The following is a 17,174-nucleotide window of genomic DNA, read 5'->3' on the forward strand; positions in this document are numbered from 1 at the left end:
GCAATGATCGAAAAGTTACGTATGTTCTTCATATAGTTAAATAATTATGCCTTACGAATTCCTGGAGGCCGCTGTTCTTAGCCTGACGTTTTTCAGTGCGAAAACGCAGCATTCTACACTACATCCTCGCTACCTGGAAATGCACTTAGAGACAGGTATAGCGTGAAGAAAGGGCGTTTTCTGTATTAGGACGTAAAAATTGATAAAGCCCGATGGATCATCGGGCCTCAGAAGAGAGCGTCTCGACACGAAGCTGGTCTGGTGCCAACCCAACGCTGAGAATGACAGGCTGCCACTCTTCGCGCGCGGCAAGCTTCGGTGAGAGACCTTTAGCAAGCCAGAATCCCCCGATGCCCCCCAACGCGGCACCACACATGGCGGCCACATCGGTACCAAATAGGGTCTGGAAAAGGCCGCCCATGATAAATAACCCGACCAACGGAGAGAGATAGACCAGCATCGCGGAACCGAGCAGACTGCCTTCCGCAATCCCCAGTTCAACCTTCTGCCCCGCCACCAGCGGCTGTTCACTTGGCACAGAGATAGTATGCGACGTTTGCGGCCCAAGCTTGTTCAGCACGCGGCTGCCGCACCCGGCACGGGATGCGCAGCTATTGCATGAGGCTTTGACATCGCAACTGACGCGCGCAACGCCATTTTGCCACGAGACGACGGTTGCCCACTCTTTAATCATTGCGCGGCCCTGAATTTAATGCTGTCTGAAATGCGCTTCGCCGTCTGCGGAGGTAATTCACCCACAATCGTGATCTCTGCGTTATCACGTACCGTGGTGCTCACCGTGCGACGTCCGGTACGAAGCATTTGCTCAGCGCTGTTTGCCGTTGCGCGGTTGATATTCACCGAGAAACTGAACAAACCGTCGGAATAGAGGCGCGACTCAACGGGCGTGTCAATAGTTGGCAACTGACGACGGCTACTGGACACTTCGCTAAAGCCTTGCGGGATCCAGGAAGGAACCCAGTTGAAGTTAACGGAATCCCCTGCCGGAACAGAAAGCAGCGGCGGCAGGCTGGCTTTGGCCAGATTCTGCATGCTGTTGCCAACCTGATTGTTCACGCTGAAGGAGATCACGCGGAACTGTTCAAGCGTTTCACCGTCGCGGTCAAGCAGGTCCACACGCATCGGCAGCTTGGTTTCCGCATCAATCCAGACGATATAGCTGTAGCGCGTGCCATCGCGAGCAACCACGCGGATCACTTCACACAGTCTGTCTGCGATGCGCGTACGCCCTACCGAAATAAAATCGTAGTAAGGGGCCAGCCGCTTGAAGTCGGTATAGATGAGTGACGGCAGAGAATCAACGATATAGTCGCCATTGAGCGTGAAAGGCTCCAGGCCGGGCTCGAAATAGCTGATTTCGTTGCCTCGCTGGACAACTTCCCGACGCGGACCATCCATCTGTAAAAGCTGGGCGAGTGGCTGATTATCAAGACGGGCATGACGATAGCGTAACGACTCGACGCCCTGCTTATTAATGCTGATAAATGCCAACTCGTAATTGAGTGACTGGCTGGCCAGATTCATTTGCTGCAACAACGCCCCGGATGAAACATCAGCCGAGGCGTTGGCAGAGAAGAACAGGCTACCCGCCATCAGAGACATGGCGAACCAAAGTTGCTTCATTACTGCGATTGCGTTCCTAAAGTTTGGTTTCCGGGCACCTGCACAGCAGCTTGCTGGGTTTGGGCCTGCTCAAACTGAAGCTGTTCAGAGTGCAGACGACGCTGCAACTCGTAATCCTGCAACATCGCATTAATGCGACGGCGCTGCTCCTGCACCTGCTGTTGCTGACCGCCGCTGGCGGAAGCATCAGCCGGTACGCCCAGGCTAACCGGGCTCGCTTTGCCCATCATCGGCAGTGTGTTAAACACTGGCGCTTCTGGCTGCTGATTAGTTTCAGACTGAGTATTATAGTGCTGGACGCCAACGATAACTGCAAGCGATACGCATGCAGCAACCCCCATTTGGGTGAGCTGGCTGGCCCACGGACGCACCTTTTGCCAGAACGGCATTTTCTGCCACTGGTGAGGTGCAGGTTGAGCTTCAGGAATCAGCGGAGTGGTCTGATGAACAGGCTCATTCTCAATGGCCGCCATCACGCGGGCAGAGATATCGAAATGGAGAACCTCGCCGGTATCGCCGCGCAGCGTGTCACGGATGAGATGGTAACTCTCCCAGGTCTCTTGCATTTCGGGAGAATGAGACAGCTCGTTGAGCAGCTCACTATCCAGCGTCTCACCATCCATTAAAGCGGAAAGTTTTTCTTTCTGCATGCCTAATACCTTTTCCAGTATCCCGCTATCGTCAACGCCTGATAAGCGGTTGAACTTTATTATCAATAGCTTCTCGCGCACGGAAGATTCGTGAACGCACCGTACCGACCGGACAATCCATGATAGCGGCTATCTCTTCATAGCTCAGACCATCAAGCTCCCGTAACGTAATTGCCATGCGTAAATCTTCCGGGAGCGACTCGATCGTGCGAAAAACAATTTGTCTCAGTTCTTCTGACAACATTAAGTTCTCAGGGTTCGAAATTTCTTTCAGCGCACCGCCACTTTCGAAGTTTTCGGCGTCGATAGCGTCTACATCACTGGACGGCGGACGACGACCCTGAGCAACCAGATAATTCTTTGCCGTATTGACAGCAATACGGTACAGCCAGGTATAAAAAGCACTATCTCCCCGGAAAGAATCCAGCGCGCGATAGGCCTTAATAAAAGACTCTTGCACCACATCAGGCACATCACCTGACGGTACATAGCGGGAAACCAGACTCGCCACCTTATGCTGGTAGCGCACCACCAGTAAGTTAAAGGCTTTCTGATCTCCCTTCTGGACCCGTTCAACCAGGACCTGGTCCGTTAACTGCTCGCTCATCCGAGGTAATGTCTCCCCAAACCTAAATTCCACGCGTTATCGAAACGCCACTCTAAAAACACCGCACTTTGAGCAAGCACCGAGTTAGAGTGCCCGATCGTCAATAAGTTCCGTAACGCCTTTGTTTTTGTTCATCGCGCCGCAGACTGTTCATTTTCTCTCATTATAAGTCTGTTCACGATACGCACCACTTTCTGACAAGAAACATCTTTTTCCCGCGAGAAGAGTAACGCAACCCAGTCTTTATTTCATCACAAAATCTGACGCTAACGATCTGCTTCGCAAAATAATTTCATTCCTTTACCCGCTATTTACTCCGTCTTACGCGTTTAGCCATTGCAACAACCTCTAAAAAAAACGTGCGATAAATCGCACTCAGGTGCTATTCTGACCCAACACTGTTTAGTAAATTAAACAACAATCATGAACACAACATCTGAACTCCATTGTGATGTCCTGATCATCGGTAGCGGCGCTGCCGGTCTCTCTCTGGCGCTGCGCCTGGCCGAGCATCAAAACGTTATCGTTCTGAGTAAAGGACCGATAAGTGAAGGTTCCACATTTTATGCCCAGGGCGGTATTGCCGCCGTGTTTGACGAGACCGACAGCATAGCGTCGCACGTAGAAGATACGTTGATTGCCGGCGCCGGGATCGTGGATGCGCACGCCGCAGAGTTCGTTGCCAGCAATGCCCGCCATTGCGTTCAGTGGCTCATCGGTCAGGGCGTATTATTTGATACCCAGATTCAGCCTAACGGTGAAGAGAGCTACCACCTGACGCGCGAAGGCGGCCATAGCCACCGCCGCATCCTGCACGCAGCGGATGCCACCGGTAAAGAGGTGGAGACCACGCTGGTGGGTAAAGCGCTTAACCATCCTAATATTCGGGTTCTTGAGCGCAGTAATGCCGTTGACCTGATTATTTCCGACAAGATTGGCCTGCCTGGTCCGCGTCGCGTGGTGGGTGCATGGGTCTGGAACCGTAATAAAGAGAAGGTTGAAACCTGTCAGGCGAAGGCCGTTGTACTGGCGACGGGCGGCGCCTCAAAGGTGTATCAGTACACCACTAACCCGGACATCGCTTCCGGAGACGGTATCGCCATGGCCTGGCGCGCAGGCTGCCGCGTGGCGAATCTCGAATTTAATCAGTTTCACCCAACAGCCCTGTTCCACCCTCAGGCGCGCAACTTCCTGCTGACGGAAGCTCTGCGCGGTGAAGGCGCTTATCTGAAACGCCCTGACGGTACCCGCTTTATGCCGGACTTTGACGCGCGTGGCGAGCTCGCCCCTCGCGATATCGTTGCCCGCGCCATCGACCATGAAATGAAACGTCTGGGCGTGGACTGCATGTATCTCGATATCAGCCATAAGCCAGCCGCATTCATTCGCCAGCATTTCCCAATGATTTACGAAAAGCTGCTGAACCTGGGGATTGATTTGACCCGCGATCCGGTGCCCATTGTGCCTGCGGCCCACTATACCTGCGGGGGCGTGATGGTTGACGATCACGGGCGCACCGACGTAGAAGGTCTGTATGCTATCGGCGAGGTGAGTTATACCGGCCTTCACGGCGCGAACCGTATGGCGTCGAACTCGCTGCTTGAGTGTCTGGTGTACGGCTGGTCAGCGGCGGAAGACATCACGAAACGCATGCCTTACGCCCGCGAGACCGAGCACTTACCTGCCTGGGATGAAAGCCGCGTGGATAACCCGGACGAGCTGGTCGTGATCCAACACAACTGGCATGAGCTACGGCTGTTTATGTGGGACTACGTAGGGATTGTGCGCACCACAAAACGTCTGGAACGTGCGTTGCGCCGCATTACTATGCTGCAGCAGGAAATTGATGAATATTATGCCAATTTCCGCGTATCCAATAATCTGCTGGAGCTGCGCAATCTGGTGCAGGTTGCCGAGCTGATTGTTCGCTGCGCCATGATGCGTAAAGAGAGCCGCGGCTTGCACTACACCCTGGACTACCCGGATCAGCTTGCTGAATCTGGCCCGTCGATACTGGCTCCGCAGGTTCACATAAACAGATAAAATGCCTGGGTCAGAGCAGTGTAATCTTCGGAATAACGCTGGTCTGGCCCTCGAATCACCATACGGTCATTAAAGCATTCACCTTCTTTTGGCGAAAGCGCCAGCAGCACGCGGTGCGGCAGTCGTCCTTCCGTATCAGAAATGTCAGTTCGCAAACGTAATGTCCAGCCAATCTCCTGCGCCAGACCAATAAATGTATTACCCGTGCTTTCTGGCAACACTACGCAAAAAAATCCCTCTTCAGAGATGAGTTCAGCCGCGCTGGTAAGCAGTGCTTTATGATCGAGTGAACCGGTATAACGCGCCTGTTCACGTTCAGGGGTACCACACTCGACACCGGGCGCGTAGTAAGGAGGGTTGCTGACGATAAGATCGTAACGCGCAGTTTGTTCAGGCCCCCAGACCAGCACATCCGCACATTGAACGCGAATCCGGTCTGCCCAGGGGGATTCGGCCGCATTTTCACTCGCCTGCCCTGCAGCCTGCGCATCGAGCTCAACGGCATCAATCGTGACATGCTCTTCCGTACGCTGGGCCAGCATCAACGCCACCAGCCCGCTGCCGGTACCGATATCAAGAATACGTTTAACACCTGCGACAGGGGCCCATGCTCCCAGTAAAATACCGTCGGTGCCGACTTTCATGGCACAGCGATCGTGGGCGACAAAAAACTGTTTAAACGTAAAACCATCGCGGCGCAACTGCGCTTTGAGTTGAGACATGTCAGGGCAACCTTCTAAGTGAAACTGGAGTAGCATAGGGGAAAGCGAAGGCACCGCAAAGCGATATCCATACAAACAGATGAAGATTACAGCCGTAACGTCTATAATCAGCGCCCCACACAGAGGTAGAACATGACTGTAACGACTTTTTCCGAACTTGAACTCGATGAAAGCCTGCTCAATGCACTTGAGAGCAAAGGCTTTACACGCCCGACCGCCATTCAGGCAGCGGCCATTCCGCCTGCGCTTGAGGGCCGCGATGTGCTCGGTTCTGCGCCAACCGGCACGGGGAAGACAGCAGCCTATTTGCTGCCTGTGTTGCAGCACCTGCTCGACTTTCCACGAAAAAAATCAGGCCCACCGCGTATTTTGATCCTGACGCCTACGCGCGAGCTGGCCATGCAGGTTGCCGATCACGCGCGTGAGCTGGCGGCTAACACCCATCTGGATATCGCCACTATTACCGGCGGCGTGGCGTATATGAACCACGCCGAAGTGTTCAGCGAAAACCAGGATATCGTTGTTGCGACGACGGGCCGTTTGCTGCAGTACATTAAAGAAGAGAACTTCGACTGCCGCGCGGTAGAAACGCTGATTCTGGATGAAGCCGACCGCATGCTGGACATGGGCTTCGCACAGGATATCGAACATATTGCGGGCGAGACGCGCTGGCGTAACCAGACGATGCTGTTCTCTGCCACCCTTGAAGGGGACGCGATTAAAGATTTCGCCGAGCGTCTGCTGGAAGATCCGGTTGAAGTCTCTGCGACGCCCTCTACGCGTGAGCGCAAGAAGATCCACCAGTGGTATTACCGTGCGGACAACCTTGAGCACAAGGTCGAATTACTGAAGCACCTGCTGAAGCAGGAAGATGCTCTGCGTACCATCGTCTTTGTGCGTAAACGCGAGCGCGTGCACGAGCTGGCAGAAATGCTGCGTAATGCGGGCATTAATAACTGCTACCTCGAAGGTGAGATGGCGCAGGTTAAGCGTACCGAAGGCATCAAACGCCTGACCGATGGCCGCGTGAACGTGCTGGTGGCGACAGACGTTGCCGCGCGTGGGATCGACATTCCGGACGTGAGCCATGTGATCAACTTCGATATGCCGCGCAGTGGTGATACCTATCTGCATCGCATTGGCCGTACCGGTCGCGCCGGACGTAAAGGTACTGCGATTTCACTGGTTGAAGCGCACGATCACCTGCTGCTGCAAAAAATTGGTCGCTATGTTGATGAGCCGCTGAAATCTCGCGTCATTGACGGCCTGCGCCCAACTACCCGCGCGCCGAGTGAAAAAATGACGGGCAAACCGTCCAAGAAAGCACTCGCAAAACGCGCTGAGAGAAAAGAGAAAGAAAAAGAGAAGCCGCGCGTTAAGCAACGCCACCGCGATACCAAAAACATTGGTAAGCGTCGTAAGCCAAGCGCTGCCGCGCAGGATACGAAAACTGAAGAGTAAGAAAAAGCCGGGGATTTCCCCGGCTTTTTTATTCCCCCCCGAAACTGGAACCTTACATGCTTTCAGTAAAGGTACGCGCGATAACGTCGCGCTGCTGCTCTGGGGTCAGTGAGTTAAAACGAACCGCATAGCCAGACACGCGAATAGTCAGCTGTGGGTACTTTTCAGGGTGCTCAACGGCATCCATCAGCGTTTCACGACGCAGAACGTTAACGTTCAGATGCTGACCGCCTTCCACGCGCACTTCCGGTTTCACTTCCATTGGGATTTCACGATATTCGATTTCGCCCAGTTTGCTCACTGGCACGATCTCATCTTCAGTAAAACCGGCTTTTGCAACCACGCAGCGTGCTTCGTTTTTCTCGCTGTCCAGCAGCCAGAAAGAATTGAGCAGATCGTCATTTGCAGCTTTAGTAATCTGGATACCTGTAATCATGTGTTGCCTCCCTTAGGCTACATTAACTGGTGTCGGCCTCACACGGCCAATTGGTAAAACCATTGTTTCTTGTGTGTATATATATCACTCGCACCCCGGCGATTTATTGATTTAAATCAACAAAAACACCAACCACATAAAGAGTGTGGTTTGAATTTATTGTTTTAGATCAATTTCAGCACCTTACCAATTCAACTGGCTGTGTATCTTTTCAAAATAAATTTAGTTACTTAGCGCACGTTTCAGCGCGTCATTTTGCTCACTGGCGTTTAACAGGTAAGCTAGACACAGAATGAGATTCGCAGGAGAGCGAGATGACCACACCGTTGACATGGCACGATGTGCTGGCAGAAGAAAAACAACAACCCTATTTTATTAATACACTCAGCACCGTTGCAGTTGAACGTCAGTCCGGGCAGACGATTTATCCGCCGCAGAAAGATGTGTTCAACGCCTTTCGTTACACTGAGCTGAGCGATGTGAAGGTGGTCATTCTTGGCCAGGATCCGTATCACGGCCCGGGTCAGGCACACGGGCTGGCGTTCTCCGTCCGTCCGGGCGTGGCTATCCCCCCTTCTCTGCTCAATATGTATAAAGAGCTTGAGGGAACCGTTCCTGGCTTCACCCGCCCCACCCACGGTTACCTGGAAAGCTGGGCGCATCAGGGTGTGCTGCTGTTAAATACGGTACTCACTGTACGGGCGGGTCAGGCACATTCTCACGCCAGCCTGGGCTGGGAAACCTTTACCGATAAGGTTATTAGCCTGATCAACGAACATCGTGAAGGCGTGGTGTTTTTACTGTGGGGTTCTCACGCGCAGAAGAAAGGGGCGATTATCGACCGTCAGCGCCATCACGTTTTAAAAGCGCCGCACCCGTCTCCGCTGTCGGCACATCGCGGTTTCTTCGGCAGTAATCACTTTGTTCTGGCGAATGAATGGCTGGAAAAACGTGGCGAAACGCCAATTGACTGGATGCCAGTGTTACCGGCAGAGAGCGAGTAGGGTTTGAATGTGCCGGGCCAGACCCGGCACATTGAGAGGCTTATGCCTTATTCTGACGCCACCATTCCGCCAGCAGTACGCCGGTCGCAACGGACACGTTCAGACTTTCTACATTACCTGTCCCGTCGATAGAGACGCTCAGATCAGCACTGGAAAGCGCCGCGTCAGACAGACCGTCACGTTCCTGACCTAATACCAGCACCATTTTACGCGGCAGCGTCGCTTTAAACAGCGGCGTACCAGCATGGCTCGACGTGGTCACGATGGAATAACCCGCTTTACGGAACTGCTCAAGGGCGTCCAGCACGCTGTCGCCGGTGATCGGCTGCACATGCTCCGCTCCGCCTTCTGCTGTGCGGATCGCGGCACCGGATTCCAGCAGTGCGGCATCCTGTAACAGCACACCCTTCACGCCAAAGTGCGCGCAGCTGCGCATCATCGCGCCCAGGTTGTGCGGGTTGCCTACATCTTCCAGCGCCAGCACGCAGTCATCGGCATCCGCCTGGCTGACCCACTGCTGCACGGTGGTGCCGTTACGTTTTTTGATCAGGAAGCAGACGCCGCCGTGGTGCTCGGTACCGGACGCTTTGGTCAGCTCGGCATCATCCACCACGTGGTAGGCTTTACGGTTCGCGGCCATCCAGCGCAGTGCTTCTTTAAAGCGCGGGGTCACGCTCTGGATAAACCAGGCGCGGACGATACACTCAGGACGGCTCTGGAACAGCGCCTGGCAGGCGTTCTCGCCATACACGCGGGTCTCTTCCGCGCGCTGACGGCGCAGCACTTCCGGGTCGATAAAGCTTTTACCGCTGATACCGCCGTGATCGGCTTTCTCTGGCGTCTCATCCCCCGGGGCGCGAGAAACGGTGCGCCACGGGGAGGCGTTGTCACGCGAGAAGTCATCACGCGGACGATCGTCGCGTGGACGGTCACTACGTGGGCGGTCGGAACGCGGACGGTCATCGCGTTTGCGATCGTCACGTTTGCGGTCATCACCGCGGGTGTTTCTGTCATCGCGGGCGGGGCGACGGCCACCGTCTGCACGAGAAGACGCCGGACGGCCGCCACCTTTTCCGGTACGCGGATTTTGGGTGCGTTTATCAGAGTCATCATCACTGCGGACATACATCACTTTGACCTTGCCGCTTTTATTTTTCATTTCGTCGTTCATGCTTTTCTCCACCAGCGCTGCGCGAAGCGCGCAGATTACCCGATGTGCCAGCGCATAGCCATAATTTCGTACAAAAGCCTGTGACTATTGTTCTCATTGAATAAAACGCATTGTTGTTTCAAACAGGCTCATTGATAATATGTAACATATTAGAAACATTATCGGCGTTCTGCCGCTGTCCCACGGCTCTATCAGAGGTTAGTTATGAATACCGTATGTGCCAACTGTCAGGCTCTTAATCGCATTCCGGACGATCGGATTGACGATGGTGCGAAATGCGGACGTTGTGGCCACGAACTGTTTGATGGCGATGTCATTAACGCGACGGGTGCTACGCTGGACAAACTCCTCAAGGACGATCTCCCGGTGGTGGTCGATTTCTGGGCACCGTGGTGCGGTCCATGCCGAAGCTTCGCGCCAATCTTTGAAGACGTGGCCGAAGAGCGCAGCGGTAAGATGCGTTTTGTTAAGGTGAATACCGAGGCGGAACGCGAGCTTAGCGCACGTTTCCGCATTCGCAGCATCCCTACCATTATGATCTTTAAAAACGGTGAAGTCGTCGACATGCTCAATGGCGCAGTACCGAAAGCGCCGTTTGACAGCTGGTTAAACGAATCACTGTAACTTTCACGGGGCACATCTTGTGCCCCGCTCCCGCCTCTGCGAAAATGGCGTTTTTCCTTCACTTCGCCCATGACCGATAACGCTGTCCTCCAGTTACGCGCCGAACGCCTTGCGCGCGCCACTCGTCCTTTTCTTGCCCGTGGCAATCGCATTCGTCGCTGCCAGCGCTGCCTGCTTCCGCTTAAAGTTTGCCTGTGCGAAACGCTGGCACCCAGTACGGCTAAAAGCCGTTTTTGTCTGGTCATGTTTGATACCGAGCCGATGAAACCCAGTAATACAGGGCGGCTGATTGCCGATATTCTGCCGGATACTGCCGCGTTTCAATGGTCCCGCACCGAGCCGCCACAGGCCCTGCTCGATCTTGTGACAAACCCGGACTATCAGCCGATGGTCGTTTTCCCGGCCTCTTACGCAGGCGACAATCGTCAGGTGCTTTCGGCGCCACCGTCCGGTAAGCCACCGCTGTTTATTATGCTGGACGGCACATGGACCGAAGCGCGGAAAATGTTTCGCAAAAGCCCTTACCTTGACGCGCTGCCGGTCATTTCTGTCGATCTTTCCCGCGTCTCGGCTTATCGCCTGCGTGAAGCGCATGCTGACGGACAATATTGCACCGCCGAGGTGGCCATTTCGCTGCTGGATTTAGCCGGGGATACCGCAGCAGCCGGCGCCCTGGGCAACCATTTCTCTTGTTTCCGGGAACGCTATCTGGCGGGAAAAACCATTCATAAGGGCAGCATCACAGCAACAGCGTCAGAAAGCGTTTAAAATCATCAGGTCGCTTGCAATCACGGGAGACTTGCATGAGCCAGCGAGGGTTAGAAGCGCTATTACGTCCTAAATCCATTGCCGTTATCGGCGCATCCATGAAACCGGATCGGGCAGGCTATCTGATGATGCGCAACCTGCTCGCGGGAGGATTTAATGGCCCCGTCATGCCCGTCACGCCGGCTTATAAGGCCGTTCAGGGGGTGCTGGCATGGCCAGATGTGCAGAGCCTGCCTTTTGTGCCGGACCTCGCCGTGCTGTGTACGAATGCGAAACGCAATCTGGAACTGCTGGAAGCACTTGGCAAGAAAGGGTGTAAAACCTGCATTATTCTCTCGTCTCCACCTGAACAGCAACCCGAACTGCTCGCCTACGCCAGCCGCTACCAGATGCGTATCCTTGGCCCGAATAGCCTGGGCCTGCTCGCCCCCTGGCAGGGGTTGAATGCCAGTTTCTCCCCGGTACCGATCCGCAAAGGCAAACTGGCGTTTATCTCGCAGTCGGCTGCAGTATCGAACACAATCCTCGACTGGGCGCAACAGCGCGAAATGGGTTTCTCCTACTTCATTGCCCTGGGCGACAGCCTGGATATCGACGTTGATGAGCTTCTGGATTTCCTGGCTCGTGACAGCAAAACCAGCGCGATACTCCTTTATCTTGAGCATCTGAGCGACGCCCGTCGTTTTGTATCGGCTTCACGAAGTGCTTCGCGCAATAAGCCGATCCTGGTTATCAAAAGCGGTCGCAGTCCTGCTGCCCAGCGTCTCCTGCAGTCTCATTCCGGCATGGATCCCGCCTGGGATGCCGCCATCCAGCGCGCGGGGTTACTGCGGGTGCAGGATACGCACGAGCTTTTTTCCGCCGTTGAGACGCTCAGCCACATGCGCCCACTGCGTGGCGAGAAGTTAATGATTGTCAGCAATGGTGCGGCCCCTGCTGCGCTTGCGCTGGATGAACTGTGGCTGCGCAACGGAAAGCTGGCAACGCTGGGTGAAGAGACGCTTCAACGCCTCAGAGAGGCGCTTCCGACAAGCGTGATGCCCGGCAATCCGCTTGATTTGCGCGATGACGCCAGCAGCGATCGCTATATTCGGGCTATCTCAATTTTGCTGGATAGTCAGGACTTCGATGCATTGATGATTATCCACTCCCCCAGCGCAGTCGCGCCGGGCAGTGAAAGTGCGCGCGCGTTAATTGAAGCTGTACGCAACCATCCGCGCGGCAAATATGTCACTCTGCTGACAAACTGGTGCGGTGAGTTTTCATCTCAGGAGGCACGACGTCTGTTCAGCGAAGCCGGTCTGCCAACCTACCGTACGCCGGAAGGGACTATCACCGCATTTATGCATATGGTGGAATATCGCCGCAATCAGAAGCAGCTACGCGAAACCCCGGCGCTACCTGGTAACCTGACGGCGAATACCGTCGACGTTCATCGACTCTTGCAGCAGGCTATTGAAGAGGGCGCGACATCGCTTGATACGCATGAAGTGCAGCCCATTCTGGGCAGCTACGGGATGCAAACCCTGCCAACCTGGATCGCCAGCGACAGCGCCGAGGCAGTACATATTGCGGAGCAGATTGGCTATCCTGTCGCTCTTAAGCTGCGCTCTCCCGATATACCGCATAAATCAGATGTTCAGGGTGTCATGCTGTATCTGCGTACGGCAACGGAGGTACAGCAGGCAGCCGATGCCATTTTTGATCGCGTTAAGATGGCCTGGCCGCAGGCCCGGATCCACGGACTGCTGGTACAAAGCATGGCTAACCGCGCAGGCGCTCAGGAACTACGAGTCGTGGTAGAGCACGATCCCGTCTTCGGCCCGCTTATTATGCTGGGAGAAGGTGGCGTGGAGTGGCACCCGGAGGAACAGGCTGTCGTTGCTTTACCGCCGCTGAACATGAACCTCGCGCGCTATCTGATCATTCAGGCGATTAAAAGCAAAAAGATCCGTGGCCGCAGTGCCTTGCGTCCGCTCGATATTGCCGGGTTAAGTCAATTCCTGGTGCAGGTGTCTAATCTGATCGTGGATTGTGCCGAGATCCAGCGGCTGGATATCCATCCGCTACTCGCTTCCGGCAATGAGTTTACGGCGCTGGACGTGACGCTGGATATCGCGCCCTTCGAAGGGGACAGAGAGAGCCGCCTGGCAATCCGTCCATATCCTCTGCATCTGGAGGAGTGGGTAGAGATGAAAAACGGGGAACGCGTCCTGTTCCGCCCAATTCTGCCGGAAGATGAACCCCAGCTGCGGGCCTTTATCTCTCAGGTTACAAAAGAAGATCTCTACTACCGCTATTTTAGCGAAATCAACGAATTTACCCACGATGATTTAGCCAATATGACCCAGATCGACTACGATCGAGAAATGGCGTTTGTTGCCGTGCGTCGTGCAGATCATGATGATGAGATCCTCGGCGTCACGCGAGCCATTTCTGACCCGGATAATGTCGATGCGGAGTTTGCCGTGCTGGTGCGCTCCGATCTTAAAGGCCTGGGGCTGGGTAGACGACTGCTGGAAAAACTCATCAGTTATACGCGAGATCACGGATTGTTGCGCCTGAATGGCATTACTATGCCAAACAATCGCGGTATGGTGACCCTGGCGCGAAAACTCGGATTTGACGTTGATATTCAGCTGGAGGAAGGTATTGTTGCCTTGTCCCTCGTCCTGACATCAGCAGACAAACACGAGTAACCTACTGGAAATGTTACCCACTTTGGACGGGACTGGTGGTATCATTGTCCGCTTATGTTGTTTGCATGGTACAGACAACCCTTCAATGAACAGAGAAGAAACGCACTGTGATGTTGTCAAAATTTAAGCGTAATAAACATCAACAACACCTTGCTCAACTACCGAAGATTTCTCAGTCAGTTGATGATGTAGAGTTCTTTTATGCTCCCGCTCATTTTCGGGAAACGCTTCTGGAAAAGATTGCCAGCGCCACGCGACGCATTTGCATTGTGGCCCTGTATCTTGAACAAGATGAAGGCGGTCGTGCGATCCTCAACGCACTCTATGAAGCTAAACGTCAGCGTCCGGAACTGGATGTTCGCGTACTGGTTGACTGGCATCGCGCTCAGCGTGGCCGTATCGGCGCAGCCGCTTCCAATACTAATGCAGACTGGTATTGCCGCACGGCGCAGGAAAATCCTGGCGTCGATGTCCCTGTTTATGGCGTACCCGTTAATACCCGTGAAGCACTCGGTGTCCTTCATTTTAAAGGGTTCATCATTGATGACAGCGTCCTGTACAGCGGCGCAAGCCTGAATGATGTCTACCTTCATCAGCTCGATAAATATCGCTACGACCGCTACCACCTGATTCGTAATCCACAGATGGCCGATATCATGTTCAACTGGGTTGATAAAAACCTGGTACACGGTCGTGGTGTTAATCGCCTTGACGATCCTGAGCGTCCTAAAAGCCCGGAGATCAAAAATGATGTTCGCGCTTTCCGCCAGGAGTTGCGCGATGCTGTCTACCATTTCCAGGGCGATGCGAACAACGAAGAGTTATCTGTTACCCCGCTGGTAGGGCTCGGCAAATCAAGCCTGCTGAACAAAACGATCTTCCATTTGATGCCATGCGCAGAGCAGAAACTCACCATCTGTACGCCATACTTCAACCTTCCTGCCGTGCTGGTGCGAAATATCATTCAGCTACTGCGCGACGGTAAAAAAGTGGAAATTATCGTCGGCGATAAAACAGCAAACGACTTTTTCATCCCTGAAGACCAGCCGTTCAAAATCATCGGTGCGCTGCCTTATCTTTATGAGATTAACCTGCGTCGTTTCCTGAGCCGTTTACAGTACTACGTCAACACTGACCAGCTGGTTGTGCGTCTGTGGAAAGATGAAGACAACAGTTACCACCTGAAAGGAATGTGGGTCGACGATGAGTGGATGCTGCTGACCGGTAACAACCTTAACCCACGCGCCTGGAGACTGGATCTGGAAAACGCTATTCTCATCCATGACCCGCAGCATGAGTTAGCCGCCCAGCGTGAACGTGAGCTGGAGTTGATTCGCACGCATACTACGGTGGTTAACCATTACCGCGAACTACAGAGCATTGCCGATTATCCGGTGAAAGTCCGTAAGTTGATCCGCCGTTTACGTCGTATCCGTATCGACCGACTTATCAGCCGTATTCTGTAATGTCAGAGCCCTGTCACCCGCAGGGCTTTTTTATGGAGCCCGTTGATGCGTACTTCTCTGCTACTGAGCGTCCTCTTTCTGAGTGGCTGCAGCCATATGGCCAACGATAGCTGGTCCGGACAGGATAAGGCTCAGCACTTCCTCGCCTCCGCAATGCTGTCTGCAGCCGGTAACGAATATGCACAGCATCAGGGATACAGCCGGGACCGGAGCGCAGCGATAGGATTGATGTTCTCAGTAAGCCTTGGAGCATCAAAAGAACTGTGGGATAGCCGCCCCGCGGGGAGCGGCTGGAGCTGGAAAGATTTCGCCTGGGACGTCGCCGGTGCAACCACCGGCTATGCCGTCTGGCAGATGGCGCATTATTAAAGACGAATGCCCTTCCCTTTGCGATGCAGCATCAGGGAGACAATAAAGGCCAGCGCGCCCATTACCGTCACGTACCAGAAGAATGTCGTTTCACTTCCCCATGATTTAAGCGACAACGCAACGTACTCCGCCGATCCGCCAAACAGCGCATTGGCTACCGCATATGAGAGCCCTACCCCTAACGCTCGTACCTGTGCCGGGAACATTTCGGCTTTCAGTATTCCGCTGATCGATGTGTAGAAACTGACAATCACCATCGCCAGCATCACCAGTGCAAATGCGGCATATGGCGAGGAGACATGCTGAAGGGCTGTCAAAATAGGGACAGTACACAGCGCTGAAAGCCCACCAAAGATCAGCATTGACGTACGGCGACCAATCTTATCGGAAAGCGCACCGATAATCGGTTGGATGAGCATAAAGACAAAAAGTGCCACTGTCATAACAACGCTGGCGACGTTTGCGTGCATTCCGGTGGTGTTCACCAGATACTTTTGCATATAGGTGGTGAAAGTGTAAAAACTGAGAGAGCCGCCCGCAGTGAAGCCCAGCACCATCAGGAAAGCTTTGCGGTTTCGCCATAATCCTTTGAATGTTCCCGCCTCCTTTAGCGTCCTGACCTCTTTCTGCGAGGTTTCATCTAACTGACGGCGTAACCAAAGTGCGACAATCGCCAGTGCTGCGCCCAGTGCGAAAGGAATTCGCCATCCCCATGTGTGAAGTTGTTCGTCTGTCAGGATCTGCTGCAGGATCACCACCACAAGAATCGCCAGCAATTGACCACCAATGAGTGTGACGTACTGGAATGAGGCGTAAAAACCTTTGCGGCCTTCCAGGGCAACTTCACTCATGTAGGTCGCACTGGTACCGTATTCACCGCCCACCGATAGCCCCTGGAATAAGCGAGCCAGCAAAAGCAGCGCAGGCGCCCATGTCCCGATCGATTCATACCCTGGTAAGCAGGCGATCACCAGAGATCCAAAGCACATCATACAAACCGAGATCAGCATGGAGGCCTTGCGCCCGCGACGATCCGCAATACGCCCAAACAGCCAGCCCCCAATGGGTCGCATTAAGAATCCGGCGGCAAATACCCCTGCCGTTTGTAGTAGCTGTGTTGTGGTGTTGCCGGACGGGAAGAAGATATGTGCGAAGTAGAGTGAACAGAATGAGTAGACGTAGAAGTCAAACCATTCAACCAGATTCCCGGAAGAGGCGCTGACGATTGCCCATACCCTTCTTCGGGTATCACTGTTAGCCAGCGTCCCGTTTGATGTAATACTTTCTGTCATTGTGATTATGCTCCTGCCATAAACAGCGGTGTATTGAGCCAGGAGACTCAATTACCTCGTAAATGAAATGTTATAATTTTGTTATAAATAACATTGAGACAGGGATCACACATTCCATTAGCAGGGTAAGAGATTAAGAGAAAGGCCAGGGGAAAAAAACCCAAAGCAAAAAACCCCGCACCTTACGGTACGGGGTTCTTCTTGATTGATGCCTGGCA

17 protein-coding genes are annotated in these 17,174 nt (G+C 53.8%); 8 read left to right on the forward strand and 9 right to left on the reverse strand.

Translation table 11 applies throughout. The features are described 5' to 3' along the window. Positions 1 to 217 precede the first annotated feature (217 nt). From rseC to rseD, 5 genes are read right to left on the reverse strand one after another with little or no spacing between them, the layout of a single operon-like run. A complete protein-coding gene (rseC, locus tag ACOTYN_RS21390; protein ID WP_014884848.1) occupies positions 218 to 694 on the reverse strand; it encodes a SoxR-reducing system protein RseC in 477 nt (158 codons plus the stop codon). Next, positions 691 to 1,644, reverse strand: coding sequence for a sigma-E factor regulatory protein RseB (gene rseB, locus ACOTYN_RS21395; RefSeq protein WP_071922984.1), 954 nt, complete (start codon positions 1,642 to 1,644; stop codon positions 691 to 693). Before rseB ends, rseC begins: the two co-directional genes overlap by 4 nt. After that, positions 1,644 to 2,294 (reverse strand): anti-sigma-E factor RseA, encoded by a 651-nt coding sequence (rseA, locus tag ACOTYN_RS21400; RefSeq protein WP_014832926.1) that lies wholly within the window; start codon positions 2,292 to 2,294, stop codon positions 1,644 to 1,646. Before rseA ends, rseB begins: the two co-directional genes overlap by 1 nt. 31 nt (positions 2,295 to 2,325) lie before the next feature. Beyond that, entirely contained in the window at positions 2,326 to 2,901 is a 576-nt protein-coding gene (rpoE, locus tag ACOTYN_RS21405) for an RNA polymerase sigma factor RpoE (RefSeq protein ID WP_006176728.1), read from the reverse strand. Next, positions 2,898 to 2,981 (reverse strand): rpoE leader peptide RseD, encoded by an 84-nt coding sequence (gene rseD, locus ACOTYN_RS21410; RefSeq protein ID WP_223605340.1) that lies wholly within the window; start codon positions 2,979 to 2,981, stop codon positions 2,898 to 2,900. The genes rpoE and rseD overlap by 4 nt, the downstream gene beginning before the upstream one ends. Positions 2,982 to 3,324: 343 nt before the next feature. Here rseD and nadB point away from each other — a divergent pair, with 343 nt between their 5' ends. Beyond that, the gene (nadB, locus tag ACOTYN_RS21415; RefSeq protein WP_071922983.1) at positions 3,325 to 4,944 is read left to right on the forward strand and encodes an L-aspartate oxidase; all 1,620 of its coding nucleotides are present in this window, start codon (positions 3,325 to 3,327) and stop codon (positions 4,942 to 4,944) included. Here the strand turns inward: nadB and trmN are convergent. Then, positions 4,929 to 5,666 (reverse strand): tRNA(1)(Val) (adenine(37)-N(6))-methyltransferase TrmN, encoded by a 738-nt coding sequence (gene trmN, locus ACOTYN_RS21420; protein WP_332959045.1) that lies wholly within the window; start codon positions 5,664 to 5,666, stop codon positions 4,929 to 4,931. The genes nadB and trmN overlap by 16 nt on opposite strands. A gap of 132 nt (positions 5,667 to 5,798) precedes the next feature. On the opposite strand from trmN, the gene srmB reads away from it, so the two are divergent. Next, on the forward strand, positions 5,799 to 7,127 hold the full coding sequence (gene srmB / locus ACOTYN_RS21425; RefSeq protein ID WP_014884852.1) for an ATP-dependent RNA helicase SrmB: 1,329 nt from the start codon (positions 5,799 to 5,801) through the stop codon (positions 7,125 to 7,127). 52 nt (positions 7,128 to 7,179) lie between these two features. Here the strand turns inward: srmB and grcA are convergent, their stop codons facing one another. After that, positions 7,180 to 7,563 (reverse strand): autonomous glycyl radical cofactor GrcA, encoded by a 384-nt coding sequence (grcA, locus tag ACOTYN_RS21430; RefSeq protein ID WP_071922982.1) that lies wholly within the window; start codon positions 7,561 to 7,563, stop codon positions 7,180 to 7,182. A gap of 314 nt (positions 7,564 to 7,877) precedes the next feature. On the opposite strand from grcA, the gene ung reads away from it, so the two are divergent. Further along, the gene (ung, locus tag ACOTYN_RS21435) at positions 7,878 to 8,567 is read left to right on the forward strand and encodes a uracil-DNA glycosylase (protein ID WP_071922981.1); all 690 of its coding nucleotides are present in this window, start codon (positions 7,878 to 7,880) and stop codon (positions 8,565 to 8,567) included. A gap of 40 nt (positions 8,568 to 8,607) precedes the next feature. On the opposite strand, the gene ACOTYN_RS21440 is transcribed toward ung, so the two are convergent. Continuing rightward, a complete protein-coding gene (locus tag ACOTYN_RS21440; RefSeq protein WP_014884855.1) occupies positions 8,608 to 9,738 on the reverse strand; it encodes a tRNA/rRNA methyltransferase in 1,131 nt (376 codons plus the stop codon). A 204-nt stretch (positions 9,739 to 9,942) separates the two neighbouring features. Between ACOTYN_RS21440 and trxC the strand changes: the two genes are divergently transcribed. The 5 genes from trxC to ACOTYN_RS21465 all read left to right on the forward strand — a co-directional run bounded on the left by trxC (position 9,943) and on the right by ACOTYN_RS21465 (position 15,664). Continuing rightward, positions 9,943 to 10,362 (forward strand): thioredoxin TrxC, encoded by a 420-nt coding sequence (trxC, locus tag ACOTYN_RS21445; RefSeq protein ID WP_014884856.1) that lies wholly within the window; start codon positions 9,943 to 9,945, stop codon positions 10,360 to 10,362. 69 nt (positions 10,363 to 10,431) lie between these two features. After that, positions 10,432 to 11,130, forward strand: coding sequence for a tRNA-uridine aminocarboxypropyltransferase (gene tapT / locus ACOTYN_RS21450; protein ID WP_071922980.1), 699 nt, complete (start codon positions 10,432 to 10,434; stop codon positions 11,128 to 11,130). A 35-nt stretch (positions 11,131 to 11,165) separates the two neighbouring features. Then, entirely contained in the window at positions 11,166 to 13,829 is a 2,664-nt protein-coding gene (locus tag ACOTYN_RS21455; protein ID WP_058691192.1) for a bifunctional acetate--CoA ligase family protein/GNAT family N-acetyltransferase, read from the forward strand. A gap of 110 nt (positions 13,830 to 13,939) precedes the next feature. Next, complete coding sequence (gene pssA / locus ACOTYN_RS21460; RefSeq protein WP_023331103.1) at positions 13,940 to 15,295, forward strand: CDP-diacylglycerol--serine O-phosphatidyltransferase; 1,356 nt, start codon at positions 13,940 to 13,942, stop codon at positions 15,293 to 15,295. Between the two features lie 45 nt (positions 15,296 to 15,340). Then, complete coding sequence (locus tag ACOTYN_RS21465; RefSeq protein WP_014884860.1) at positions 15,341 to 15,664, forward strand: YfiM family lipoprotein; 324 nt, start codon at positions 15,341 to 15,343, stop codon at positions 15,662 to 15,664. Here the strand turns inward: ACOTYN_RS21465 and ACOTYN_RS21470 are convergent. Further along, entirely contained in the window at positions 15,661 to 16,956 is a 1,296-nt protein-coding gene (locus ACOTYN_RS21470) for an MFS transporter (RefSeq protein WP_023331104.1), read from the reverse strand. The genes ACOTYN_RS21465 and ACOTYN_RS21470 overlap by 4 nt on opposite strands. Between the last annotated feature and the right edge of the window lie 218 nt (positions 16,957 to 17,174).

The organism is Enterobacter cloacae complex sp. IR5458 (assembly GCF_049238025.1).
In the GTDB taxonomy this organism is placed as follows: Bacteria; Pseudomonadota; Gammaproteobacteria; order Enterobacterales; family Enterobacteriaceae; genus Enterobacter; species Enterobacter kobei.